Annotated in this window: 23 protein-coding genes, 1 tRNA gene and 3 pseudogenes; 8 read left to right on the forward strand and 19 right to left on the reverse strand. The window is 58.0% G+C overall.

From position 1 onward, the window contains the following. Nucleotides 1-159: 159 nt before the first annotated feature. Entirely contained in the window at nucleotides 160-333 is a 174-nt protein-coding gene (locus tag NL528_RS23430) for a hypothetical protein (protein ID WP_309176820.1), read from the reverse strand. Between the two features lie 211 nt (nucleotides 334-544). Further along, nucleotides 545-703 carry a hypothetical protein gene (locus tag NL528_RS23435; protein WP_309176821.1) on the reverse strand — a complete coding sequence of 53 codons (159 nt, stop codon included), beginning with the start codon at nucleotides 701-703 and terminating at the stop codon, nucleotides 545-547. A gap of 234 nt (nucleotides 704-937) precedes the next feature. Here NL528_RS23435 and NL528_RS23440 point away from each other — a divergent pair, with 234 nt between their 5' ends. From NL528_RS23440 to NL528_RS23470, 7 genes are all read left to right on the forward strand, one after another. Beyond that, nucleotides 938-1,138, forward strand: coding sequence for a cold-shock protein (locus NL528_RS23440; protein WP_309176822.1), 201 nt, complete (start codon nucleotides 938-940; stop codon nucleotides 1,136-1,138). Nucleotides 1,139-3,069: 1,931 nt separating this feature from the next. Next, complete coding sequence (locus NL528_RS23445) at nucleotides 3,070-4,053, forward strand: ABC transporter substrate-binding protein (protein WP_309176823.1); 984 nt, start codon at nucleotides 3,070-3,072, stop codon at nucleotides 4,051-4,053. A 262-nt stretch (nucleotides 4,054-4,315) separates the two neighbouring features. Next, nucleotides 4,316-5,167 (forward strand): SDR family NAD(P)-dependent oxidoreductase, encoded by an 852-nt coding sequence (locus NL528_RS23450; RefSeq protein WP_309176824.1) that lies wholly within the window; start codon nucleotides 4,316-4,318, stop codon nucleotides 5,165-5,167. A gap of 218 nt (nucleotides 5,168-5,385) precedes the next feature. Further along, a complete protein-coding gene (locus NL528_RS23455; protein ID WP_309176825.1) occupies nucleotides 5,386-6,372 on the forward strand; it encodes an ABC transporter substrate-binding protein in 987 nt (328 codons plus the stop codon). A gap of 549 nt (nucleotides 6,373-6,921) precedes the next feature. Next, on the forward strand, nucleotides 6,922-7,743 hold the full coding sequence (locus NL528_RS23460) for an ABC transporter substrate-binding protein (protein WP_309185018.1): 822 nt from the start codon (nucleotides 6,922-6,924) through the stop codon (nucleotides 7,741-7,743). A gap of 350 nt (nucleotides 7,744-8,093) precedes the next feature. Then, nucleotides 8,094-9,437, forward strand: coding sequence for an IS1182 family transposase (locus tag NL528_RS23465; RefSeq protein WP_309176826.1), 1,344 nt, complete (start codon nucleotides 8,094-8,096; stop codon nucleotides 9,435-9,437). Between the two features lie 250 nt (nucleotides 9,438-9,687). Further along, the gene (locus NL528_RS23470) at nucleotides 9,688-9,822 is read left to right on the forward strand and encodes a hypothetical protein (protein WP_309176827.1); all 135 of its coding nucleotides are present in this window, start codon (nucleotides 9,688-9,690) and stop codon (nucleotides 9,820-9,822) included. Between the two features lie 24 nt (nucleotides 9,823-9,846). Here the strand turns inward: NL528_RS23470 and NL528_RS23475 are convergent, their stop codons facing one another. From NL528_RS23475 to NL528_RS23495, 5 genes are all read right to left on the reverse strand, one after another. Beyond that, nucleotides 9,847-10,032 (reverse strand): hypothetical protein, encoded by a 186-nt coding sequence (locus NL528_RS23475; protein WP_309176828.1) that lies wholly within the window; start codon nucleotides 10,030-10,032, stop codon nucleotides 9,847-9,849. 615 nt (nucleotides 10,033-10,647) lie between these two features. Continuing rightward, entirely contained in the window at nucleotides 10,648-10,848 is a 201-nt protein-coding gene (locus NL528_RS23480; RefSeq protein WP_309176829.1) for a DUF2158 domain-containing protein, read from the reverse strand. Beyond that, nucleotides 10,848-11,579 carry a phosphatidylserine/phosphatidylglycerophosphate/cardiolipin synthase family protein gene (locus NL528_RS23485; RefSeq protein WP_309176830.1) on the reverse strand — a complete coding sequence of 244 codons (732 nt, stop codon included), beginning with the start codon at nucleotides 11,577-11,579 and terminating at the stop codon, nucleotides 10,848-10,850. Before NL528_RS23485 ends, NL528_RS23480 begins: the two co-directional genes overlap by 1 nt. 357 nt (nucleotides 11,580-11,936) lie before the next feature. Then, nucleotides 11,937-12,524 (reverse strand): hypothetical protein, encoded by a 588-nt coding sequence (locus NL528_RS23490; RefSeq protein WP_309176831.1) that lies wholly within the window; start codon nucleotides 12,522-12,524, stop codon nucleotides 11,937-11,939. Next, nucleotides 12,524-13,315 carry a hypothetical protein gene (locus tag NL528_RS23495; protein WP_309176832.1) on the reverse strand — a complete coding sequence of 264 codons (792 nt, stop codon included), beginning with the start codon at nucleotides 13,313-13,315 and terminating at the stop codon, nucleotides 12,524-12,526. The genes NL528_RS23490 and NL528_RS23495 overlap by 1 nt, the downstream gene beginning before the upstream one ends. 128 nt (nucleotides 13,316-13,443) lie before the next feature. On the opposite strand from NL528_RS23495, the pseudogene NL528_RS23500 reads away from it, so the two are divergent. Next, nucleotides 13,444-13,650: pseudogene (locus NL528_RS23500) on the forward strand (IS256 family transposase); the annotation flags it as partial. Nucleotides 13,651-14,386: 736 nt separating this feature from the next. On the opposite strand, the gene NL528_RS23505 reads toward NL528_RS23500, so the two are convergent. The 12 genes and pseudogenes from NL528_RS23505 to NL528_RS23555 all read right to left on the reverse strand — a co-directional run bounded on the left by NL528_RS23505 (nucleotide 14,387) and on the right by NL528_RS23555 (nucleotide 25,389). Then, complete coding sequence (locus NL528_RS23505; RefSeq protein ID WP_309176833.1) at nucleotides 14,387-15,361, reverse strand: hypothetical protein; 975 nt, start codon at nucleotides 15,359-15,361, stop codon at nucleotides 14,387-14,389. Nucleotides 15,362-15,423: 62 nt separating this feature from the next. Further along, a pseudogene (locus NL528_RS23510) lies at nucleotides 15,424-15,807 on the reverse strand (transposase); the annotation flags it as partial. A 58-nt stretch (nucleotides 15,808-15,865) separates the two neighbouring features. After that, nucleotides 15,866-16,336: pseudogene (locus NL528_RS47185) on the reverse strand (SLATT domain-containing protein); the annotation flags it as partial. Further along, entirely contained in the window at nucleotides 16,329-16,850 is a 522-nt protein-coding gene (locus tag NL528_RS23515) for a hypothetical protein (protein ID WP_309176834.1), read from the reverse strand. The pseudogene NL528_RS47185 and the gene NL528_RS23515, both read right to left, overlap by 8 nt. Nucleotides 16,851-17,011: 161 nt before the next feature. Continuing rightward, on the reverse strand, nucleotides 17,012-18,253 hold the full coding sequence (locus tag NL528_RS23520) for an AAA family ATPase (RefSeq protein ID WP_309176835.1): 1,242 nt from the start codon (nucleotides 18,251-18,253) through the stop codon (nucleotides 17,012-17,014). Between the two features lie 162 nt (nucleotides 18,254-18,415). Further along, nucleotides 18,416-18,583 (reverse strand): helix-turn-helix domain-containing protein, encoded by a 168-nt coding sequence (locus NL528_RS23525; RefSeq protein WP_309176836.1) that lies wholly within the window; start codon nucleotides 18,581-18,583, stop codon nucleotides 18,416-18,418. A 442-nt stretch (nucleotides 18,584-19,025) separates the two neighbouring features. Then, nucleotides 19,026-20,309 carry an IS256 family transposase gene (locus NL528_RS23530; protein ID WP_309176837.1) on the reverse strand — a complete coding sequence of 428 codons (1,284 nt, stop codon included), beginning with the start codon at nucleotides 20,307-20,309 and terminating at the stop codon, nucleotides 19,026-19,028. Between the two features lie 783 nt (nucleotides 20,310-21,092). Beyond that, nucleotides 21,093-22,325, reverse strand: coding sequence for an IS701 family transposase (locus NL528_RS23535; protein WP_309176838.1), 1,233 nt, complete (start codon nucleotides 22,323-22,325; stop codon nucleotides 21,093-21,095). Further along, nucleotides 22,288-23,361: an integrase arm-type DNA-binding domain-containing protein gene (locus tag NL528_RS23540; RefSeq protein ID WP_309176839.1), complete on the reverse strand. Its 1,074-nt coding sequence runs from the start codon at nucleotides 23,359-23,361 to the stop codon at nucleotides 22,288-22,290. Before NL528_RS23540 ends, NL528_RS23535 begins: the two co-directional genes overlap by 38 nt. A gap of 163 nt (nucleotides 23,362-23,524) precedes the next feature. Next, nucleotides 23,525-23,614: transfer RNA gene (locus NL528_RS23545), tRNA-Ser, on the reverse strand. 69 nt (nucleotides 23,615-23,683) lie between these two features. Then, entirely contained in the window at nucleotides 23,684-24,850 is a 1,167-nt protein-coding gene (locus tag NL528_RS23550) for a tyrosine-type recombinase/integrase (RefSeq protein ID WP_309176840.1), read from the reverse strand. Next, nucleotides 24,847-25,389 carry a hypothetical protein gene (locus NL528_RS23555; protein WP_309176841.1) on the reverse strand — a complete coding sequence of 181 codons (543 nt, stop codon included), beginning with the start codon at nucleotides 25,387-25,389 and terminating at the stop codon, nucleotides 24,847-24,849. The genes NL528_RS23550 and NL528_RS23555 overlap by 4 nt, the downstream gene beginning before the upstream one ends. Between the last annotated feature and the right edge of the window lie 47 nt (nucleotides 25,390-25,436).

Genomic DNA, 25,436 nt, shown 5'->3' on the forward strand with positions numbered 1-25,436 from the left:
GCACCGCGCCTTGCCAAGCTAAGGGACGAGGGTGCAAAGTGTTGCTGCCAAGCCCTAAGACTTGGGGGGCAATCACCCGATAGAGCCGTCGCTGACCAGCCCCCAGCGGCGGCTTTTTCGTGCCCGCCGGTTCACACCGACGGGCAATCATCGCGGCAGCTAGAAGAAACCAAGGCTCAATCCCAGGTTCAAATCCGGGCCGTAGATCGCCATACAGAAAGAGGCGAGCAATCCAATCATGCAAAATAGCGCGATCGTCGCGACAGAGTCGTCCTCAACGTCGCTGCGTGCTTCAGGAGCCGACCTCGTAAAAACCTTCTCAATCGCATTCATGGCAACCTCGTGATTCGACTAGGAGCGATGTTGATAAAGTGTCGCTTGCTTCAGGACGGTTTCGCGGAAACCAAAAATGATTTCGAAGGTGTTGCCCGGTGTGGCCGCCTGACCGAGGCAGGCGAAAGGCTCAATCTCTCACCGTGGTGGTGAGGGCGCCCCGCCGGGTTCACGCCGGAGGCCCATTTCAGTGTGTGCAAGAAAGTTGGACTCAGAAGAAGCCCGGGCTCAGGTCGACGCCGTAGGTCAACATCAGCGGCAGGGACACCAACAGGCCGGCGCCACAAAACAAAGCTATCGTTTTGAGATCATCGAATTGGTCAGAGGTGGAGAGAAATACGCGCGAAAACGCTTGAGCAAGAGCAGTCATTTGTGATTCCCAAAAGCTCGACATGAGGGTGAGGCCGGCTTTGGAGTTCTTAGCTGAGTCGGCGCGTGGGCTGTGTGATCAAGTTCACAGGTTTTGGCATCATCCGGAAGAGGATGAGGTGAGGCCGCCGCCCGCCGGTTGACGCTGGCTGGCCCTTTCTTTCGCCGAATTTCTGTCACCGTCCTTTTATCCTTTTGTGTCTACTTGTTTCTTACGAATCGATGGAGGATCGACGTGGCGATAGGTACCGTGAAGTGGTTTAACTCGACCAAGGGCTATGGTTTCATTCAACCGGAGGGCGGCGGCAAGGACGTGTTCGTCCATATCTCGGCAGTTGAGAAAGCCGGTTTCAGTTCGCTCGCTGAGGGCGCCAAGGTCAGCTACGAGATCGTCTCCGACCGCGGCAAAGAGTCGGCCGGGAATTTGAGGCTTTAGGCCAGCCCCTTCGTCGGGGCGCCTCGGTTGATGGCCTCGGCCTTTGTCAGTCGACCTTTGCCATGACACTTTTCACAGCGTGGCGGATAAATTCGGCGCCCTGGCGTTGGCTGTTTGACCGGTTGAACGCCGGTGCCACCACAGGCTGGACATCTCTCCTCAAGCAGGACTGACTTTATTCTTTTCATCGTTTAGACGACTCCGGCGACGGCTACATCATGTTGGATATGATCAGTAATTGCCGGTTTCGAGACTTATGCAATCAGTCGTGCAAAGTAACCTTGAGCGGTTAGGTTACCCTCCGATCGTGATTTTGCGCGGGGTGCACCCTGAACGTTCGCTGAATTCAGTAACTGCGCGCCCGCGCCTGACCGGCTTCCTGCCGGCTCAACGTGACCCGCAATCGTTCTCAAAGGTAAGATATCCCGCCATAGCCGCTCTCAAGATCGTGAGGTGGTTTCGTCCTGCCGGTTCCGACGAAATCGTATTCCAGTATCATGAAGCCATTTCCGGCGGGAGGTGACGTCGGCCAGATACGATCCCAGCTCACCATGGAGGCCGTCTGATCAAACAACGAGGTTCGATCATGATCCTCCTCCTCAATGCAATTTACCGCGCATTCCTCAGAGCCTCTCTTTCGGGCATGCCGAGGCCAGGAGCACCGCGATGATCGAGGCAATCACAGGCCTGCTTGTCTTTCTCAGCATCAGCCTGTTCGTTGCCCACGCATTCGACGCCTATCACTCCCGATAACAAATGCGCGATTACACATTCAAAGAGAAGGCCAAGATAACTGCTGGAGCCCTGACGTCTCTCGTCATTGTGGGCTGGCTTGTAGTAATCGCAATCGCTTTTATGTCTGTCAGATGAAGAGGCCGCCAACTGGGGCGGCCTCTTTGTCAGGGCCTGAGTCTCTTGGCGTGCGTGGCCAGCCGCTGCCGGTTGCGCTTCCGGTGGCATCGGCGCCGGCGCTTCATGCCGGTCCCACTTGGTCCCGAGCAATTCGCCCTTTCCCGGTAATCAGCCATGCGATGCTGACGGAATATTTCTCGGCAAATTGTACGAGCTCGAAATGCTTCGTCGTCATCGCGCGCTTGATGTCCTCGGTCGATAGGTCGCGCGCAGCCGCGAAGTACATCGCGAAGTCGGCGGCTAGGTTTTCAACGGCAAGGAACTCATATGGTTTGCCAGCTAGCGGCCGGGACAAGGAGACAGACAGGGACGCACCCCTTTAGGGGTGTCATGGAAGGAGGCAAAAGCAGCATTCAATCGCCGGCGTGCGAAGTACGGCTTTTAGCCGCGTTCGCACCGCGGCGCGATGGTGCAGGCTCCGAGGCTCGTCAGAAGCCGCCAATTGCGCGCGAAAACGGTTCCGCCGTGGCTTTCGACCGTAGCTTTCACGGCTGCTCTAGGAAGGTGGTCTGAAAATGCGAGCGTTTCCAGAGCGCTCAATGCGAGGGTAGGGAGGATGGACGTTCCGCCGTGGCGAAAAGGCTTTCTACTATCTTGAAGCCGGAGCCGGAGGGCTCGCGTCCACTGCGTCATCGAGTTGAGCGGCAAGCTCTCGCGGAACATCGTCAGCGAAACTGACCCAGGTAATGGCGTCGCTACGGTGATTGCAGCGCACCGGCGTTACCAGCCGTCTGACATGTGTGAGTAGAGCCCGCCGCAGTTGGCGGCCTCTTTCTCTTGCCGATGCGGATTCCATGTCGCCTGTTGGCACGAAGCGGACCTTCCGACCGCGCCGACGAACGTCGGCTTTCGGGGGCAAACCGGACTTGGGGCTCGCGTCAGCCGATGTCGCAGTTTGACCCAGACCGGACATTGGGGTGACCAGTTGCGAGGCCGGCTGTGTACCATTTCTCCCGCCGTCCGCTCGCAAAAGTGCTAGGCTTCAAACACTGGAACAGGCGCATTCTCGGGGGGCACACATGCAACGGCGCGAGTTCATATCAGTCGTCAGCGGCGCTGTAGCCAGCATGTTCTGCACTCCCGTGCAATCGGCGGGCAAAATTCAGCGTATCGGACTTTTGGACTTCACCGCTCGTGAGCCTAACCGCCAGCGGTTATGGGACGCGTTCCGGCAGCGAATGCGCGAGATCGGTTACCCCGAAGGCGAGACGGTCGTTTTCGAGCCGCGATGGGCCGAGAGCAAGGCCGACCGCGTCGATGCTCTCGCGGCGGAGCTGGTCAATTTGCCGGTCGATGTCCTCGTGGTCGCGAGCACATACGCGACACAGGCCGCCAAGCGCGCCAGCGGTACGATACCAATCGTCATGACGGGCTCCGCCGATCCGGTGGGCCAAGGTATTGTTGCCAGCCTGGGCCGGCCGGGCGGGAATATCACGGGGCTCACGGTAATCAATTCGGATTTGAGCGCCAAGCAACTGGAACTCCTGCGACAGGCTATTCCGCAGGCAACGCACATCGCCATGGTTTGGGATGCGGGATTCGAGGGTGCCAAAATCGCTGCGCGAAATGCTCAGAGCGCCGCCGAGGCGCTCGGCATATCGCTGCAATCCCTCCCAGTGCGGAGCGCCGATGAGTTCGATGGTGCCTTTGCGTCGCTGGTCCGCGACGGGGCTGCGGCAGTCGTCGTCGGCGGCAGCGCCCTTTTCTACGCCGAGGGCAAACGGCTTGTCGATCTGGCGGTGAAGCACGGACTACCCGCAGTGTTCAACGAAAGATCGTATGCCGAGGCCGGCGGCTTTATGTCCTACGGAAGCGATTTTGCTGAAAACTACCGCCGCGCCGCGGAATACGTGGATAAAATTCTCAAGGGCGCCAAGCCCGCTGATTTGCCAATTGAGCAGCCCACCAAGTTCGAGCTGGTGATAAACCTAGCCACCGCGAAGGTGCTTGGAATTACGATCCCTCCAAATCTGCTGGTGCAGGCGGAAGAGGTGATCGAATAAGCCAAACAACTTCCGCTTCTGGCACTTTTCAGACATGCCGGTCGCCTGGGGGATGTCCGTTCTCGGGGTTGAAGCGGAAGTGATCAGCGCCAGCGGCGACTTCCGAAATTGACCCAAACCGGGCGTGGCACGCGGCCCGCCGCATCCAGATGATCCGGCCATGGTTAAGGCGAGTGGACGCCTTGAGCCGAAGCTCGATAAACTCAGCGAACCCAGATAGGTATCTGCCAAGGCCAATTGCAAAAGCAACGGAAACACGCACATGCAAGACCTTACCGGACGGACAGCCTTCGTCACCGGAGCAGCATCAGGCATCGGATTAGGGATCGCCACGGCGCTGTCGCACGCCGGGGTGAATGTCATGTTATGCGACATCGAGGAAGAGGCGTTAGCAACGGCTGTAGCGAAATTGAAACTTACCAACGCCGACGTTGACGGCGTGAGAGCGGATGTATCGCTTAAAGCAGACCTCCAAGCCGCAGCGGATGCCACCGTGTCGCGCTACGGAAAAGTCCATATTCTGGTCAACAATGCGGGGGTCGCCGGCGGCCGGGGTTATGGTCATTGGACAGATGCGGGTTGGAATTGGGTTCTCGACGTCAATCTGATGTCGGTGATTTGGGGCATCGAGATTTTCGGTCCGCTGATCGAGGCGCACGGCGAAGGAGGGCAAGTTGTTTCCACGGCGTCCGTCTTCGGGCTGATCGCTGGAGGAAGTCCGCAGTATGATGTGACCAAATATGGAGTGGTGGCTCTGTCCGAAGGACTGCGTAAGGCGCTCGCGCCGCGGAAAATCGGGGTATCCGTCCTGTGTCCGGGCGTTGTCCGCACTCAGATCTTTAATTTTCGTCGCAACGTGCCGCAGCGGATCGTCGAGAAGATCGGCAGTCCGCCGACGGAAGGACCGATCGCCGATATTATCAAGGCACTCGAGGAGCGGATCAACAAATTTGGCATCGATCCGCTCTATGTCGGCGAACTGGTTCGCGAGGCAATCGAAAATGACTGGCCCTACATCTTCACCGACACCGAGCACGAAGCCACGATCGACAGGCGCTTCGCCGCGATCAAGCAGGGCTTCGACCGCATCCGCGGAAGGACGCCGCGGCGCTAGCTTATCGCAGTCTGCTCACGGCCGCTTTTGGCACTTTTCGGACATGCCGAGCGCTCCGCGAATGTCCGCTGTTGGGGGCGGAGCGGAAGTGCCAAAGGCGCGGGTGGAAGTCAGCTTTTGACCCAAACCGGACGTGCGCCGTTGAAGATATTGAAATTCCCCTGTCTCGATTTCCCGCGAAGTGTTAGCTGTGGATAAGGGTTAGGGAGCTGAATCGGATGAATCGGCGAGAGTTCATAGCAGCCATCGGCACTGCGGCTCTTGCTCGGCCAAGTGGCGCCAGCGCGCAAGCACCTGGGAAAATTCCTAGAATAGGCGTGCTTTGGCATGCGGCAAGCGCCGAAGCGGAAGGAAGCTACTTCACATCTCTAACTCAGGGCTTCAAAGACCTTGGTTATGTGGAAGGGCGGACAATTCTGTTCGAGCATCGATACGCTGACGAGGAATACGACCGGTTCCGGGCGCTCGCCCAGGAGCTTGTCGCACTGAAAGTCGATGTCGTCATGGCGTCCATTCTCCCCGCCGCGCGTGCTGCCGAACAGGCGACGCAAACGATTCCGGTTGTCTTCGTGATCATATCTGATCCAGTCCGCAGCGGGCTCGCTGAAAGCTTGGCGCACCCGGGCCGCAATCTAACGGGCATGTCGAATGTTTCGGAGGATCTCACTGCCAAAAGAGTTCAGATTTTCAAAGACGCCGTGCCAAACCTCAAACGGATGGGTCTGATTGTGCATCCGGGAGGGCAGAGCCCGCAATGGGTTTTCGACGAGTACGTTGCCGCCGCGGCAGGTCTCGGGATTGACACCATAGTGCTTGAAGTCGGCAGTCCCGCCGATATCGATGCTGCCATGGACAGGGCAAGGAATCAACGCCTCGACGCCGTCGCGACAGCCCCCGATTCAATGATCTTCAACTTACGACAACAACTCGCCGTCCTGGCGCTTGAGTATCGAATACCGATGATGGGCGCCAATCTGGACGCGGCCACGGCGGGGGCGCTCTTGGCTTATGGGCCGAACCATGCCGATATTTTTCGGCGCTCCGCGGCCGTGGTAGACAAAATTCTAAAGGGCGAGAAGCCCGGCGACATCCCGGTCCAACGACCCGTGACCTTTAATCTGCGGCTTAATCTTAAGACTGCGAGAAAACTCGGCCTCGATATCTCGCCCTTTTTCATTGCCCGCGCCGACGAGGTAATTGAATAGTGCCCGGCACTTCCGCTGCTGGCACTTTTCGGACGTGCCTACCGCGCTCCCGAATGTCCGGTGTTGGGGGTAAAGCATAAGTGCCAGAGGCGTGGGTCGAGGTCGGTTTTTGACCTAGGCTGTATGAAAACTCAAACGCTGAACTTGCGCGTAGAATTTTCATCTCGATTTCGTCGTTGCGGAAACCAATCGCATTGGTAGGTGCTGGCAGAAGGCGATTGAAAAAGCAATTCTGAGCGTCATTGGCTCAAACGCGTTTTCACACAGCCTGGACCCAAACGGTCATCGCTCTCGAAATATACCTGCTTTGACCGGCCCCGACGTCTTCCAAACGCCGAGTTCGGACAGCTACACTGCCTTGCCACACCCTGATACTTGGGAACGGGCATGCGACGGCGTGAATTTATCGGCCTTGTGAGCGGTGCGGCGGCGTGGCCCCTTGCTGCGCGCGGGCAGCAGCCGGCTTCGCGGGCTATCGGCGTTCTGGGATTTGGATCGGTGGAAGGCGCGCGGACAGGTTTTGTCCCGACCCAGCGCCGCTTGGCCGAAATGGGTTATGTCGAAGGCCGAAACCTCACGATCGAATATCGCGGGGCTAACGCCCGTGAGGACCGGCTGGCCGAATTGGCCGCGGAACTCGTTCAGCGCCGCGTGGATGCCATCATCGTCTTTGCAGGCCAATCCATCGTTGCCGCCAAGGCCGCCACCACATCCATTCCAATCCTCTTCTTTACCGGGTTCGATCCCGTCCAGAGTGGATTCGTCGCAAGCCTCAACCGGCCTGGCGGCAATGCCACTGGGATTTCAGTTCTCAACACCGAACTGCTGGCCAAGCGTCTACAGGTGCTATGCGAACTGATGCCGTTGGCAAAGTCCATTGCATTCCTCTACAGCCCAACAAGCCTCGTCGCCGGGGGCGACTCCATCAGCAACGAGCTGGCATCGGCGGCCGAAGCTCTCGCTGTCAAGCTATCGCCCGTGGAAGCGCGGCATGCCGATGATTTTGAAGCAGCTTTCGCCACAATGGCGAACGCGCGACCGGATGCGGTGCTCGTTTCGGCCGACGCATTGATGTTCCAAAATCGCGCAACGCTTGTCGGCTTGGCCGCCCGACACATGCTGCCTGCGGCCTATCCAATCCGGGAATTCGTCGCAGGCGGCGGATTGATGAGTTACGGAACGAATTATTCGGAAGCATACCGTCAGGTGGGCGACTATGTTGGTCGTGTTCTGAACGGTGAGAAGCCGGAGAACCTGCCCGTGCAGCGGGTCACAAAGCTCGAGTTCGCCATCAACACCACAACGGCAAAGGCGCTCGGCCTCATCGTAACGCCGTCGCTGCTCGCCCGCGCCGATGAGGTGATCGAATAGACTGTTAAATTGCTGCGAGGCGTGGGTCGGCTCTTGGCACGAAACGGACCTGCCGAGCACCATGGGTGATGTCCGTTCTTGAGGGCAGACGTCAGAAGTCTCTTTCCATCTAGCTTTGGCTGCCTTCTTGGCAATCTCCGACCGCTTCTTGGCCGTCATCCAGCCGCCCGCGCCTTCTGGGACTAGACGCGCGAAAGCCACCCCGAGGGCTTGGCAATCGTCGCGGGTCAGGGGCGGCTCGGCGGGGAACAGCCGATCGGTAGAACGGTCAAGCCGCTTCTCGGAACCGCTAGGAGCCTGTCCGAATAGTGGCTGTTCAATTCTGAGCGAGTCTGATTCAACCTTGGGCGATGAGCAAGTATTTTCGCCCCTGGAATATCGATCAGACGCTGCTTCTGCCGCCGAATGTGCAGGACTTCGTGCCGAAAGGCCATGTCTCGCGGTTTATCGTTGAACTGGTGCGGGAGAGCCTCGATCTCAAGGAGATCACGGGCAGCTATGTGAGCGGGCTCGGGCAGCCGCCGTTCGACCCGCGCATGATGGTGGCGCTTGTGCTGCACGGCTATGCGAGTGGGCTGTATTCATCGCGGCGGATCGCGAAGGCCTGCCGCGAACGGAATGATTTTGTAATGATTGTCGCGCTCGATCCGCCGGATTTTCGCACGATCAGCGACTTCCGCAAGCGGCATTTGAAGGCGCTCGGCGCACTGTTCCTGCAGGTTCTGAAGTTGTGCGAGACGGCAGGGCTGGTCAAACTCGGCCATGTCGCGCTTGATGGCACGAAGATCAAAGCGAACGCGTCGAAACATAAAGCGATGAGTTATGAGCGCATGAAGAAACGCGAGGCGGAATTGAAAGCCGAGGTCGCTCGCATGCTGGCGGCCGCTGAGGCGGCGGATGCTCAGGAGGACGAGACTTTCGGCAAAGACAAACGCGGCGACGAGCTGCCGGATTGGGCTGGCGACAAGGAGAAGCGGCTGGCGAAGATCCAGCAGGCGATGGCGGCGCTGGAGGCCGACGCCAGGCTGGCCGCGGAGGAAGAGCGTCGCATCGAGGCCGAAAAGGAACAGCAGCGCCAAGCCGAAGGCCGCAAGAAGCCGGGCAAACCGGCGGCGCCGGCATCGGACCAGCCTGATCCCAAGTCGCAACGCAACTTCACCGATCCGGAAAGCCGCATCATGAAGTCGAAGGATGGCTTCGTTCAGGCCTATAATGCACAGGCCGCCGTCGACGCAGGCGCCCAGATCATTGTCGCGCACGAACTGACGCAGTGCGGCAACGATCAGGGCCAGCTGGTGCCCCTGATCGAGGCCATCGAGAACAATCTCGGCCGCACGCCGGAGCAGGCCTCAGCGGACTCCGGCTACTGCAGCGAATCCAATCTCGAAGCGCTCGAAGCACATCGCGTTGACGGCTATGTCGCGCCTGGACGCGCCAAGCACCCGACAGCCGCGAACGGAAAAATCGGCGGACCGCTGACCCAACGGATGCGAAAGAAGATCGACGATGGCGGCTTCGAAACGCCCTACCGATTGAGAAAGCAAGTGGTCGAACCGGTCTTCGGACAGATCAAACAGGCGCGCGGCTTCCGCCAGTTCCTGTTGCGGGGTGTCGAAAAAGTGCGTGCCGAGTGGGCCATGATCTGCTCCGCCCACAACCTCCTGAAGCTGTTCACCCTCGCAAAGGCTGCCTGAGCCGGCTAACATGCCAATAAATGCCCGTCGCAGCACCTATCTGGACGGACTCCTAGATCAACAGACGATCTGTTACCTTTTGAACAGACCGGCCCAAAATGAGATCCTAGGCTGCCATCATTGCCGTTTCCTTAGATGTATTCTGCGCCCCGCCCGGCAGTCACGACTGCCGGGCTTTTGCTTAGTGGCCTATTTCGCAGAGCGGAACAGTAACCAATCGTTAATAACGACGGCGCACGATCACGGCGTCATGCTCAAAGGTGCCGCCATAGCCGCACTGGCGCTGACAATTGTTAGTCAGATAGACCAGTATTTTTGTAACGGCCGCTACACGGACGTTGCCTTCGCCATGGCGCGCCAAATCCGCCATAGCTTCGGCGTGTAAGGTCGCCTCAGTTGGCGGCCTCTTTCATTGATCGCGCTTCAGCTTGCGCTTGCCCCAGTGCGGGTCCTTCCGCGACTTGTCGAAAACCTTCTCGCCGGGCGGATACAGCGCCAGCATCATTCCGATCTGGGCGAGCATGGGATCGCCGTTGCCGTTGACCACCACCAGCAGCGCTTGCGTTGCGGTCTGCCATGGCTCCGTCTTCTGCACGGCCGCCGGTAGGGCCTGGATCTATTCGCCGGCATCTTTGAGCGTCACCAGCTTCCGGCCGTCGGGCAGGGGGATCGGGTCGAAGAAACGACGCTGCCAACCGGTCTCGGGCAAACAGCTCGGCGCCCGCCGGTGTGAACTTCACGTAAACGCCGCTCTCGTGGCGCCAAAGCCAGCCCTTGGCGATGGCAACCTGCAGGCCTGCGCCATACTCACACGGGCTGCCTCCGGCCTTCAGGAAGGGGGCGTTGATGATCTCAATGGGTATTCGGCCGTCCATGTAGCTCTCGGCGGCGTGCGCAATCTCGACCAGCTTGCGCGCGGCTGCTTCAGGTTCGGCGAACGGTCTGTCAGTGGCGTATTGCATTGGCCCTATGTACGCGGTGAGGTGGGGAACGTGTAGCAGATTCAGCGGCGTTGCTGCTTTTCCGCTTCGAGCCGACCGTCTCTGCATCAGCTGTGGTGCTAACCAGCGCGCAAAGTAAGACTATGACGATAGTCTTCATGGCTCTCCGCAAGGCTACCACGGACCATTCAAGTAATTCTGCTTCGAACAAATCCGAAAGGAGCGTGTTGCCCCATGTTGTGTGGAGCAGCCCTCATGAGAAGGGCCGCTTATGGTTCGATCAGCTTTAAAGAAGTCATGGGAAAGACGCCGTGCTCCTGTTTCCATGGGGCCTTGTCCTGGATGAACCAATCGCACCAAGCGCTCATGTAGTCGTCCATTTGACCTTGGCCAACTTCACTAACCGTCATAAGCGGGCCGCCAGATTTCAGTTGAACTACGCTTCCGACTTTTATTTGTTGATCGGCCATTAAACCAGCACTCCTGCAGTGGTCCAGATTTGCTCATAGGCCGTGATCTTCAGCGCTGCGATATCGTTTGCGCGTACAATTTCTGCAGGCGACCGCTTTGCGAGATCCTTTAGGGATTGAGTGATGGTCCATGCCTCCTTGCCATCAACCAGTATTACGCGATCGTGCAGCCCCCGCGCTGGCGTCAATCGCACCTGCAAACTGCGGTTAGGATACTGTGCCTTCCACCTTTTTGCGGCAGGCTCGAGCGACTGTTTCGCTGTGGCTTGGTCTGAGAGCAACCGGAGCGTCACCGTCTCAGGCACCGCGCCGCCAAATTCTAGCAGGACCGAGTCGTCCATGTAAGGATCCACAACCAGCAAATCGAATTGGGCCTGTGAGAACACTTTCGCTAAGGCGGCATACGCATCGAAGCTGCCACCGACAGGGATAAATGCACCTTGCGCTCCTGCAGGTGCCGCCAACTCTGCCTTGGCCAGCGCTCGATAGAGCGCCATCATCAAATCCTGAAATCCGGACTGGCGCATTGTCGATTGAGCGAGCGTCGCCCTCGCAGCAGCAAACTCAGCCTGAATAAGCATGTCACCGCAAACCGCGATTAGAGCTTCGGCTCTGCCGAGCCAGGTCAACTGATCTGCCGATAGGTTCGAAATCCCAGCAAACGAAGGACACTCCTCAATGATCCGTCCGATGCGACGGTAGAGCTCTTCTGGAGGGAATTTAGACACCATGCGGATGCATTCTCTTCTGCGAATCGTGCTTGCCAACGGTGACATACTGACCACGGATCTACCGCAGATTGCCGGGCTTCTCCCGGCTATTCACAGGGCAACGAACCAGGCTTGATTCACTTGGGCGGAGGCTTGCCGGCTGCTGCCCGCGAGAATCTTGAGCAGCAGTTCTAACGACATCCTGCCGTCAGGTCGACCCTTCCCTGAAGTGTTTCGATATAGTCTGCAATGGCTGATCCAGTGCGGTCGGCGGCGAGCTTGGGGAAGAGGAGCAGTGCCACCATTCCTACGGATCGTGAGTTGGACTTTGGCTGTGATTGATGAAGTGGGGTTCGGTCATTGGCACTGGTTCTCAAGCTAAGGCATTGGCTTGGGTTGACTGAACGCAAAATAACCTGGAGGTAAATGCACTTCCGATACGGGAAGGACGCCATAAAACGCCCAGACGCCCAGGTTGTGAGTGACAATCTCGCAGTGGTGGAGAAATCGGTCGCGGCTGCCTGCGGGGACGGGCTTTGCGTCAGCGCCGACGGCATGAGGTAGTTTTAGCGGCAGCGGCTTAAACAATTGGATCGACGCAGCAATCTCTTTGGTCTCGAATGTAACGGGAATATGGGCGTGGGCGAACGTATTACGAAGCAGGCGAAGCAAGTCCAAATTATATTTAGTGTCGGGACCGTATATCTGCAGAACTTCGCCCATCATGATGCGCTGGCTAAACGTTTCTAGTGGACCTCCCAGCTTGTCGAACTCTTCTCTCTTGGCTTCGCCAATCCTTAGCCGTTGGTAGAGCGCAGCTGATAGGGCTACGTCCGCGTTCGTGACCGCAAGAAGCGCGGCGCCCCGATCATTTGACTCATTGTGCAGTTGTTTGGTGAACTCTGCGATATCTTCGACACTGCCTTGTTTTCTGGACAGCATTCGCAGGTCTTTGAGAATGGACATCAAGCGGTCCTAACGAAGTGACTATTCGGATCGTGCAGGGTCAAAATTCCGCCATCGGAATGAAATGCCCACTTCTCGTGTTTTGAAACACCGGGCGCTCGCACGTCTGTTTCCAAGTAGATTATCGAGCTGTGGAGCAGCGAGGAATGGAATTGCAGCGGCATTTGTCCAAAATGGCTCTCGTGATTAGCACCCTGGAAAATTGGTAAGCCTGGTGGAGACGATAGCGTCCAGCGGTAGATCCTGAATTTACGACCTAGCGGGTCTTTAGCGGCGCCCGCTTGTGTAAATTGGGTTGAGAAAGGCACCTGCAAAATATCATCCACGAACACCTCGACTATCGTGTGATAAGCCGGGGTGGGAGATTTGTTGCTGACCGTCACGCCGAGCAATACTGGCTTCGACAATTCCTGATGAGGGGGAAACTCAAGTTGGCACTTTTTTCCCTGAGGCAGAGATAGCGTCACATCGAGATTGGGAGTCGTCGAGCGACGCATGATGTCGCGGATTTCGTAGTCATGCATCGGTACCGACTGGAAATTGAACCGCTTGTAGTATTTCCCATCGGGAGCCTGATGAGGCCCGATTTGGGATTGCTGGACGGTAATCACATAACCGAACTTGCCAGTTTCCATATCGATGCGCTCGATACGAACGCTATCCATCCGCGGTTGGACCTTGGAGTTCAATATCTGCTCGATCCATTCTTTCGTGATTTTGGGGTCAACAACGCCATCATCGACCTTTGACGGCTTGCCGGCCGCCTTGTCTTCCTCGATGCCGTAGATCAATTGACCTCCAGCAGAGTTCGTCAGAGCGCTTACGTCCTTGCACAACTCCTCGGGTTTGCCGCTGTCGCGGGCCAGAGAGAGCTATGGCCCAAAGTTGGTGACGGCGTGAATCGGGAAGGCGGCATATCGTGGGGGTGTTCAACGCCTCCACTTCTCCACCAAAGGAGCGATATGCCGTGTCTAAGGATACCGTCGTAAAACTGATTCAGCCAGGAACTTTCAGCGACCAACTCACCGACATTTTGCGCGATGGGGCGCGTGCCCTTCTCGCCCAGGCGGTGGAGGCCGAGGTCGCCGGGTTTCTTTCCAAGCATGCCGATTTGAAGACCGAGGATGACCTGCATCAGGCAAGAGATCCTAGCGTTGCCAGCGGTCTCGTTGTGGCGCATTCGGATCTGATTACGGCGTGGACAAAGCGTATACAAAATGACAACCCGGCCGCCAGCCTTGAAAATGAAACGCTAGAGGACTTGCTCAACGCCTTTATTCCGAAACACGGAGAGTGGATGAGTGACAAAGACCTAACCGTCATTCAGAAGTTCAAAGCTGAGATTGTTCGTCTCAATGACGACTGCGAGAAGACGGGCGGTTACACAACAGAGGCTTCCACCTATTACGATCGGTATGCCGGAGATCACAACGTCGATAAAGCCGAACAGTTGAGAAACGAAGCCTTGCAGTAAGATCACTCGACCGCCGCTTCCTGGTGCCAGGCTTCTTCCAAGGCGTTGGCCTCACGCAATCCATCGAACCACCTGTTCACCAACTCGGCGGAGCTGAATTGCTTCGCATACCCACGATATCGGTGAAGCGATCACGATGGCGGACCGGGTTCTAGTGCTGCGTGCGCGGCCGGCAACGGTGCGGGCTCTGCATGGGTGGAACCCCAGCTAGGCAGGTGGAACTACCGTCTGCCGTAGCTTTTGACCGTAGTTTCTGGCAATTGCGATTGCCTCGTTTCCTGAAAGCCAAATGATTGCGTAGCTTTACTGGTGAAGCTGAGGAGGATGGCTGCTCCGCAGTCCCGCGCACTTTGATGGCAGAACGAAATCGGGAAAACCGCCTCGACACCTATTCGAGCAAATGGCTCTGCAGGTTCTGCAGGCACTCGATTGCCGAAGCGTCAGACAAAACGTCTGAAGCGAGACTGCAAATTAAAATAATAAGTCTTCCTGCGTCTGTCTCAGATCCTGGTGACCATACCTCAAAGGTTTTGCTACCCACTGGTGTTCGACACTGGACGTTGACCGTGATTCCGTCGAAGCCTAGAGTCTGTTCAATTTTGAAAGGCACCCGCAACATAGCGTCCAGTTCGGTCCAAAACCGGGATGCGCGATCGGGCGAGACGATAGCCTTATGAGTGAACCGGCCCTCAAAGGTGCTCTTAGCACCAGTCAATTCCACGGTAGTGCCATCGCGGCCAGCTACCACGCGCAGCAGGGCTTTAGGATCAAATGAAGGATGAAATCGCGCTTCTGCAATTCGGGGCGTTTCCTGCCGATCTAGACGCCGTAGGCCAACCGATTGTCCCGCGGCTTTGGTTGCCAAGAATTTCCTCAATGGGACGGGAGCGCCTTCTTGAGGAGGGAGAGGAGCGTATTCGTCTCCGACTGCCTGAACCAGGATACGCATCCCATCGGACCAGCCCAATAGTTCGATCATTGTCCGTGGGTCGAGCCTGTTGTCTTGCGCCCACCCTTCGAAAAGGTCACCTAGCGAAATCAACTCCGCTCCTAAAAGAGTATCGAGTAGTGGCGCAGGAGGTATAGCGTAAAAATTGCGGATTGCTTCTGCTTCGGAGCCGCTTATCGCTCGGCTAAGCGGCTTTCTCTCCCGAACATTGCCCCGAATGTCAGATGCTAAGCGGCTCTCACGCCGGCTTTTCTCTGCCTCGACTTCTGATTTACATGCCTCAAGCGAGTCATGCATTTTTTTTTGAAGACGGGATTGGTCGCTGTCATCGGCGTATCGGAATTCGGCCAGGGCAGCCGCGTACCTTCTTACACAGTGTAAAATGTAGTGATCCGGACTCGAAGCGTCGGCCATCTGAGCTGGCCCCGGTTGTCTGAACAAAAATTCCGCGTCGATAAGTGGAGCCTCTGCCGAGGTTAGGCCGCCGCGCGGAGCGGCGGAAGATCGAAGTAGGCTTGATCCGGGGTCATGTCGTCAAGACTCGAATGAGGACGTCGGCCGTTGTAAAAGTCGAGATACCGGCCGATCGAATGTCGCGCCTCGCCGACGGTTTCGTAGGCTCGCAGATAGACCTCCTCGTATTTGACGCTGCGCCACAGCCGTTCGACGAACACATTGTCCCGCCAGGCCCCTTTGCCATCCATGCTGATGGCGATGCCATTGCTGGCGAGCAGGCCGGTGAACGCCGCGCCGGTGAACTGAGAGCCCTGATCGGTGTTGAAGATGTCCGGCTTGCCGTGGCGAGCCAAGGCATCTTCCAGGGTCTCGACGCAGAAGGCCGCCTCCATCGTGATCGACAAACTTAGCTTCACCCGCGACGATGCCGGCCTTCGCCTTCCTGTAGGCCCAGCTCGGAATTTGCGGGCTGTTGCTGTTGAGTTCGTTCTTGCGCTCTACCAGCTCCTTGAGTTGCGAGGTCAGGACAAAGTCGGATGCCTCCTGCCAACAATCGACTGACCAGAAGAGACGGGCATTGTTGTTGAGCTTATCGAAGCCGTGAGCGGCGCTGAGGTGCGCGCTTTCCTTGTCGTTCGGATTGAGGAAGGTAGTGATGCCGGAGAGAATTGCGACTGCAACTGACAGCAGCCCGGCCGCGACTTTTACAGCAGGGTAGATCTCGGCGTATTGCGAAAACGTCGTTGCGCCGACCAGGCCGGAAATAATCACCACCGGTAGACCAAGCCACAAGTTTCGGCGCGACCAACCGTTGGACGCGACGTGGTGGCCCTTCATCGAATAGAGGGTACTCTCCTCAAGGCGCTTTGCCTCGCGGATGATCTCTTCCAGGGCTTTTGAGGCGGGCCGCTCGCCGGTTGTGATCTCAGCCATAGGCAGGGAAGTGGTAGGGCATGAGTTTCCGCCAGTTTTCGACCGCGCCTCGGATTTCTCCACGGTTCGCCATTATCTCAGCGTTCACGGCAATGCCGTAGGCGCTCTCGAACCGCTTGGTAGCGTCATCCACGGTTCCTTGAGTGATGTAGCGACCGATGTCGTCGCCGTACCCCGCCGGGTCCTTGTTCTGCGTCCTGACCGCGCTCCGGGCCTTGTCGAAGAAGAAGCGGACGCCGGACGGGAAGTCGTCGATCCTGACACCGTGAAAAATCTCTAGCGCCAGCACCTCGATGTGAAATGACCTGAAGAAGCTGCCATGGGCCTTGTTCCAAGACTTGATCATCTTAATTACGGGGACGAACTGGCTGTTGTGAGCCTTGTTGGCGTCGGTGCTGATTTCAACGTGTCGCTTCGGGTTGGTGGACAGCCAAGAATTATTTATCGAATTGGCGATGAGGTAACCGCCTCCGGTGCGGTTAAAGCGGCGCGGCCGCGCAAGGATGCGAAACAATTTCGCTTCCTCTATAGAGGTTGTTTCGGGTGTTTCGAACGTGTTTCGGGACTGTTTTCTCCTGTTCCGACGTGTTTTCCCGTTGTTCCATGCGGGTACGAGATTGGCTGTTTTTGGGCTGTTTTCGAGTACGCAAAAATGGTCAGAAAACAGCATTCGCCTCAACCGATCAACCATTGCATATCACCTTCGTAGGCAATCAGGTTGGCGGACGCCAGCTCGCGTCGGAACGTGTTCATGAGAGTTCGCGCGCTCTTCGGCTTCCCCTTAAGATCGATCAATCCCTGCGCATTGCACTCCGATGCCCAATGGTCGCGATGCACGGGCCGCCTATTACCTGAAGGGTTCTTGGCTTGGTCGGAGGTCAGCACGGCGATCAGTGCGTCCAGCGCCCTTTGAGTACGCGGGGAGACTTTGCCGGAGCGAATTGCCTCGGCCGTTTCGTGTTCCCATCGATCATTCACCAACGCCACCTTGGCGTCCTGAAAGTCGGCGCGGGTCGACGGGGTGCGCTCGCGGGCTTTTCTGAACGACAACGTGAACGAAACGTCAGTATCGCGGCGCTTTGCCGACTGGAGATGAATGACGGTGTCCAGCTGCCATTCGCGGGTCTTAGTGCCGTAGCCCTTGGTCTCATCATGCCCGGTGTGGTGGACCCAGATTTGTCCGATCGCCTTGGCGGTGAGGGCTAATACCAGCGGCATGGTCTGCGTCCACGACAGCTCCTCTTTCATATCCCCGACGGTAAGGGACATGATGTTATCGAAGATGACTAGCTCGACCCCTAGTTGCTCGATCTGTTTGATTATCCAAGCTTGGCCGACCGGCGAGTTAAGTGGCTGAAAGCCCGGGACATCCTCACGGCTAAGCCCATAGAAGTTGGACACGTCGTGACCGTGCCGATCGGCTTCGGAGAGGAGCCGTTGCCTCAACAGGCGGCGGGACATCTCGCCGTCGATATAGAGCACCTTGGCGGCGCGGCCGGCTTTCCAGTGCAGAAATGATTTTCCTGCAGCGACATGCTGGCCTAATGCGATCGCCAAATTGCTCTTGCCGAGTCCCGTGGCGGCCGACAACAGAACGCGGCTGGTGGTCGATATCCAAGAACCCAGAAGGAGATCTGGCTCCGGCAAATCACGCTTGCGCCAACCGTCGACTGTGAGCGGCAACGCATCAGGCAGCTCGACATCGACCTGTTCAGGGCGGGCCCTGGTCTCAACCAGCCGGCAGTCTTTCATGCCTTCCACCGGCCGCGGCTCCCCAGTGTGGCGCCAGCGATCGCGGGGATCTGCGAGCTCAAACCTGCGGACCATCTCATCACATTGTAGCGCGGCTACGCGCTCGTATTCCTCGCGCTTAGCTTCATCAGTGAGGACATCCTCCTCTTCGATGTCTGGGGGCATCAGCATGTTCTAAACGCTAGCGCGAGCTTTCCTCGACGGCGCCGACTCGATCGCGTCGACTGGCGTCCTATTTGAAGAGTGAGACCGGACCAGCCGGTGGCGAACAACATTCGGGTTTGCGTCGCTGGCTTGATTGCCAAGCGCATTGGTGCCGGTTGCGTGTTATGCGGCGCTCCCGCGGCGCTTGGCTTCCTCGGCAAGCCGGCGCTGCACATAAGCCTCAATGCTGCGCCACAGGATCTTCCGCGAGCCGCCCTCGCGGTAGCTCTCCAGCTCGCCTGAATTCAGAAGCTGGTAGATTTTCTCGCGCCCAATCTTCAGCGCGACCATGGTCTCGTTCACGCTCGCAACAATCGGGCGCCCCTCGCTAAGACCTGGGCTGATTGCCTCTGCTCGACTTGTTGACATCGGCTGCGTTCCTTTTGTTCTGGCCTATTCGCAGGAACAGCAAAGAACGGTCGTCTGTAAACTCGTCGCGCGCGACAAATAAAAGGAAGTTGTGGAAAACATCAATACAGCATTGACTTCCCCACTGATGGGGAAGCAGTGCCCCATTGGTGGAGAACCAGTTCCCCATTGATGAGGAAGCAGTGCCCCATTGATGGAGAACCAGTTCCCCATTGATGGGGAAGCAGTGCCCCATTGATGGAGAACCAGTTCCCCATTGATGGGGAAGCAGTGCCCCATTGATGGAGAACCCATCCCCCATCGGTGGAGAACCAGTCCTCCACCGGTAGGAGCTATCGCCAATTTTTGGTGACGGCCGGGCCGGTCAGGCGGCGGCGGTTATGGGCTGACGGTCAGCGGGTTTAGCGATGACCTCGATCCCGTTGTTGAATGTCACACCGAGAACGAGTTTTGGCAACTGGTTGTGGCCATCGAGACGACGCCAGCTTTTCTGCGCGGCCTCGAGCAGCTTGAAGACCATCGCGAGCGCCGTCCTGTTGGACAGGCATCCCTTCGATCGGATCGTGCGGTGGCGCACGGTAGCGAAGGTGCTTTCAATGGGATTGGTCGTTCGCAGGTGTTTCCAGTGCTCGGCCGGGAAGTCGTAGAACGCCAGTAGCGTGTCCCGATCCTTGCCCAGGCAGTCGGCCGCCTTCTCGTATTTGGGCGTGTAGCTCGCGATGAAGGCGTCGAACGCCAGCTCGGCGGCGGCCTTGGTTTCGGCCATCCAGATCTCCTGCAACGCGCGTTTGGCCTTCGGCTGCTGGCTCTTCGGCAACTTGGCGAGTACGTTCGCGGTCTTGTGCACCCAGCAGCGCTGCTCGCGCGTTTTCGGCCAGACCTCACCGGCGGCCTTCCAGAACCCGAGCGCGCCATCGGCGATGGTAAGCCGCGGCGGCACGTCGAGCCCGCGCCGCTTCAGATCGAGCAGCAGATCGCGCCAGTCCTGCGCGCTCTCGCGGGCGCCATCGGTGAAGCCGACCAGTTCCTTGCGGCCTTCCGGCGTCGCGCCGATCAGCACCAGGATGCACTGCTTTTCGTCTTCGAGGCGTGCCTGGAGATGGATGCCATCGGCCCAGATGTAGACGTAACGTTTCGCCGACAGATCGCGCCTCTGCCACGCGGTGTGTTCGTCAAGCCAGCCGTCCTTCAGGCGGCCGATGGCGGATGCCGACAATCCGGCAGCATCCTTGCCGAGCAGTGCTGCCAGCGCCTCGGAGAAGTCGCCGGTCGAGATACCCTTCAGGTAAAGGATCGGCAGCAGCGTCTCGATCGATTTAGAGCGGCGCATATAGGGCGGCAGGATCGAGGGCGAGAACCGGATGCGGTCGGGGTCGGTAGCGTCCGCCTCGCGATCGCGCACACGCGGCTGGCGGACGGCGACCGGACCGATACCGGTCATCACCTCGCGCTCCGGCAGGTGACCGTGGCGCACGACCCGCTGGTGGCCGTCTGCGGTCTTCAAATCGGCATGCTTGCCGAGAAAGTCCGCGACCTCGGCCTCGACCGCCTGGGCCAACAGAACACGTGCCCCAGTACGCAAGATTTCCGTGAGTTGATCGTCGACGTTTGCTGGCTGAATCAGCTTGATGATGTTATCGTTGGACACGGCATATCGCTCCTTCGGTGGAGAAGTGGAGGCGTCAAGCACCCCCACGATATGCCGCCTTTCCGATTCCCGCCGTCACCAACTTTCAGCGATAGCTCACCGGTAGAGAACTCACTCACTCACTCGCTAACACCACGCTTGGCGCTCAACGCGTGCTTGAGACGATGGTCACCGCATCGATGCTGGTTGACTGAGCTCACACTCTTACGCGTAGTACGTGCATCCGAGAATTGCGCCGTGGGGTTCACCACGGCCTCGCGCGGCTCCGGGACGAGGGCGGCGTGTGAGAAGCCCAACCGCCTCCTGGGCGGCGATGGGTCGCTCTGAACTTCGCGATGTTGTAGGAGTTCATCCAGCTCGTAGGATCTGGCCTTGGCGAGTCCGACCGCCTATCCAGCCCTGTTCTCAAAAGGAACGACATTCGCCTGGGACAGAAAGTCGGCCCAATCATGCATCAGCGCACGTCGTTTCTCGAGCTTTTGGCCACGCTGATACGCTGCTGTGGTTTCCGACTTATACTTGTGAGCCAGGGCCGCCTCCCGCACACCGTCCGGGTAGTCTGTACATTCTTCGGCCCATGTAGCGAAGGTGGAGCGGAAGCCATGCACGGTGACGTGTCCGCAGCCTAGCATTACAGTTGCCGTTTTGCTTTGAAGTGGGCTCGCTGAGCGACCGCCTGATGAGCTCTACGCCAGAGTGACCATGCGATGATGTGTGCGGGTTGTATCCGCTTTCGCGCGAGCCTGACGGCAATGCGTCGGACTTCCTGGATCGACCATCGGATCAACGACGGCGTGGCTGTGGTTTGACCCTTGCCGTGGTTCGGCGTTTGGTTTTTTTTGGCGCCGGCGGATTGGCGCGATGGCGGATCACCGCCATCATGGCGAAGGCGAGCATCGCCATGGAAACGTGGCGATGCCAGCCGTGCCAGGATCTGCTCTCGTTGTGGTCGAGCCCGAACTCGTTCTTGGCGGTCTCGAAACTGTCCTCGATTGCCCACCGATGGCCTTCGACCCCCACCAGTGTTTCGATCGATGTTGCCGCTGGGCACCAGGTGGTGAAGAAGGCGAGATCGCCATCGGCGATACGACGACGGATCAGCAGACCGCGTGTCCAAAGGCCCGGATTTTCGTCGTTTGGTTCTCCGGCCAGGTCGGCCAATTCGAGATAGCACCAATCATGCAGCCGCGGTCCTTTGGTTCCGGCCCCTGCTGACAGGCGTTTCCAGTCGGACGCACGCCGCGTCAGGGCGATGTCGGCAGCCGTGCCGGCGACCGATCGACGCTTGCCCCAGGATCGAAATACATGCGCGCTGCTGACCCCCAGGACATAGCCTTTGCCTGCGCGACGCAGTTGCTGTTCAATGTCACCGACACCGTAGACCGTATCGCCTGCAACCCACTTGAACGGGACAGGCGCGGCTATGGCGCGTGCGATCATTCTCGTCGCAAGCTTTGGTTTGGTCGCAAAGCCGGTATCGGGGGGCACGTATGCGGCTTTCAGTCGATCTGGATCGTCGGTCCATTCCTTCGGAAGATACAGCGCGCGGTCGATGAAAGCATGACCGTGGCACGAAACGTAGGCCGCGAAGACGCCGATCTGGCAGTTCGTGATCTTGCCCGCCGAACCAGTGTACTGACGCGCCACGCCGCACGACGCTTTGCCCTGTTTGAGAAAGCCGGTCTCATCGATCACGAGGACCGCGTCATCGTCCGCCAAATGCTCGATGACATAATCGCGGACGATATCGCGCAAGGCATCCGCATCCCAATCCCTGCGACCCAGGATCGCCTGTTGCCGCCATGGACCAGGATCGCCTGCGGCCTCAGCGCGCATCCAACCAGTCTTGCGTTGCTCATCTCCAAGCAGACCTTCCAGAAACAAGCCAGCATTCTTCGCAACACGCTCTTGCCCGAACAATGGACGTATCCGCTTCTTGATCTCCCGAAGCGACGCCGCCCACAACGCAAGCGTCTCTTCAATCGACGCTGTCCGCGTCCACGATGTTCGAATCATGGTTGCCCATGGATTCAGAAAACCTCACAAAAGGCAACTGTATTGCTAGGCGGTCGAGCACCGCCAGCATCGCGTTTTCGGAGAACTGTCCGCCCTCAGGGTTGGTGAAGATCAAATCACTCTGGCGGCCATCGCGCATTTGATCGATGATTTTCATCGCGTGATCCACCAGAGGGACGTGATGATCTTGATCCATTTTCATGCGCTCGCCGGGGATTTTCCAGATCGAGCTTGGCCTGTCGATCTCGGACCAACGCGCCTCGACGACCTCATTTGTGCGGCACGCGGTCAGGATAAGGAACCGCAACATCGCCGCGGCCGTACCTTCGGCTTCCGCAAGCCTGATTATGAATTTAGCAGCCTCGACATACGGCAACGCCGGATGATGGCGGACAACCCGTTTTGAACGCTTCGGGAGTTTCTCCCGTAGCTGTTTGGTAAGCTCGGCCGGATTCCGAAAATCCTTGTCGTCAACGTCGACATTCTTCGCAATGATCGTTTCGATGCGGCCGCGGACGCGGTTGGCTGTCTCCCGCTTCTCAAGCCAGATGGGTTTCAACAGATCATGGATGTGGCTTGGCTTGATCTCTGCGATCGTGTGCTTTCCGATGGTGGGATAGGCGTAGCGCTTGAGTGACGACGGCCACTGGTCGCGATGTCTCTTGCTCCAACTGTTCCAGTGCTCGTTGATGTATGCCTCGGCGCATTGTTCGAACGTCGGCTGCACTGAGTTGATCTCGGCGGCCTTGAGCTCCTGCCGTGCCGCCCGACGTTCCTGCACGATGTCCACACCCGGCACGTTCCTGTCGCCCTTCACGCGCAGCCGCGCTGCATCCCGACCGAGACGCGCTTCCTTGAGCGACACCTCTTTGAAGGATCCGAGGCCATGCCAGCGCTCTTTGCCGTGTTTCCAATATCGGTAGGACCAATTCTTGGATGTGGGCCCATTCACGATGAGATAGAGCCCATCGCCGTCGGCATATTTGCCGGACTTGGTTTCGCGTTCAACGTCAAGAGACTTAAGCCGTCCAGCCACATCATTCTCCAGTAAAATCCGTCCTCCGAACCCACGGCCAAAAACCACGGTCAGCGAGCTGACTAGCGAGAACACCGGCGAACCGCGGAGTACAGCGTTTCCGATGAACCTACTGATTTTGCTGTGAATTCCGAACGAGTGCGAACAAGGGAGAACAATATACTGGCGGAAGGGGTGGGATTCGAACCCACGGTACCCTTGCAGGCACGCCGGTTTTCAAGACCGGTGCCTTAAACCACTCGGCCACCCTTCCAAACCATTGATGTTGTTCAGCTATCTGAGAAGCAACTGAGGCTAAAAATGGCCATTTGCTACCGCTTTGCTACCCAACGTCTTTGGAGCGCCTGTTTATGGCGGCACGAAGCACCACGTCAACCGCGTCGGCGGCGTCTCCCTGCATATTCGGCATCAAATGGCTATAGATGTCCATCGTGATCGCGATGCTGGAATGGCCAAGGCGCTCCTGGACGATCTTGGGGTGGATGTTGGAAGCGAGCATGTGACTGGCGTGGCTATGCCGCAGACCCTTCAGCGTGACGCCCCATTCCTTCAGGAACGCGCTCACAACGTGCGTGAGGCTCCGGGGCTGAAGCGCCGAGCCGTCCGCCTGGGTGACGACGAGCCAATCGTCATCAGTCCTGGTACCGAGCCGCAGAAGCTCCTGTGCCTGAAGGAGGCGCCAGCGTCGCAGTTCCTCGACGGCGAGGGAGGGCAGGGCGACAGTCCGGGCGCGGCCGCTCTTTGCTTCCTTCTCTCGAATGGTCCCGTCGTCCAGCTGCTCGGTTGAGGCGAGCACTGCCAGCTGCCCGCGATCCAGATCGATCGCGCGCCAGCGGATGGCGGTAATCTCGCCGCGGCGCAGGCCACAAAAAGCGGCCAAGACGAGCGGAATGAACAGCCGGCGCTTTCGCGCCGCGTCGAAGACGTCGGCCGTCGCCGGCGCGTCGATCGTCCTCACGGCCTTTTTCTCTATTTTTGGGCGGTCGCGCTTCTCCAGCAAAGCGGCCGGATTGCGGGCGATCAGCTTCCAGCGTTCGGCCTGATCCAGCGCTGAGAAAAGAATTCGGTGCATGTGATGGACCGTTCGCGGCGCCAAACCGCCCTTGCCGTCACAGCGACCGCTTTCCAGCGCCTGAGAATACGCCTCGCTGATCTCGATCGGTTTGAGTTTGAGAAGTAGTTTGGCGCCGATTAGCGGGGCGATATTCTTCAGCGCGATCTGTTCATAGCGTTCGTGGGTTTTAGGTGAAACGTTTGGCTTCACATGCTTGAGCCAGCGCTCCAAAAACTGGAGAACAGTGATCTTTGAGGGCTCAACGTTACTGCCGCTTCTGATTTCCGTGATCAAACGCGAGCACTCGATCTGCGCTTGTCGCTTGGTGCCTTCGAACGAATACCATTTCCGTTTTCGCTTGCCGGTGGCGGGGTCGCGCTGATCGAGGATGATGGCGAAGTGACCAGGCGATCGCTCTCTGATGTGACCTTTCATTTGGTTTCCTCGCTAAATTCCGCGATATCCTTCGCGACTTGAAGGATGAAATTCTTTGAAAGTGTCGCCGTGATTGAGGGTTCTATCATCAGCTTAGGCACCCTCACTATGGCTCTAGTTGCAAAACCACTTGTGGCGTACTTAAGGTGTCTGCCGCGAAACTGAATGGACGCCGACTGCTGTTCGCGCTGAACAATCACCGCCCAGACCTTTTCGGCAATTCTTTCGTTGCTTAAAATCGCCTCCAGCACATCTTTGAAATAGAATTTGTCGGTAAGGTCGCACCGACCCACATCACTCTTCAATCTGCCGAAATCGATTGCCTTAGAGGCGTCGACAAGAGTGTCGTGAGATAAAAGTGAGATCAAAAAAACAGATACCGATCGCGCGTCTGCTCTGACTCCACTTCCTGGCCCCCGACCTGGCTGCGCCTCTAGAGCACCACACTTCACGAGCGCGCGCTGCCGCTCATAGAGCACTTCACGAGTCAGCCCCGTCAGCGTCTCCAATTTCGGCAGATAAGACTTCAGACCAATCATGACGTGCCGACACTACCATGAAATTAGTGGGAGTCTACCACCTTTTT

Source organism: Bradyrhizobium sp. Ash2021 (assembly GCF_031202265.1).
In the GTDB taxonomy this organism is placed as follows: domain Bacteria; phylum Pseudomonadota; class Alphaproteobacteria; order Rhizobiales; family Xanthobacteraceae; genus Bradyrhizobium.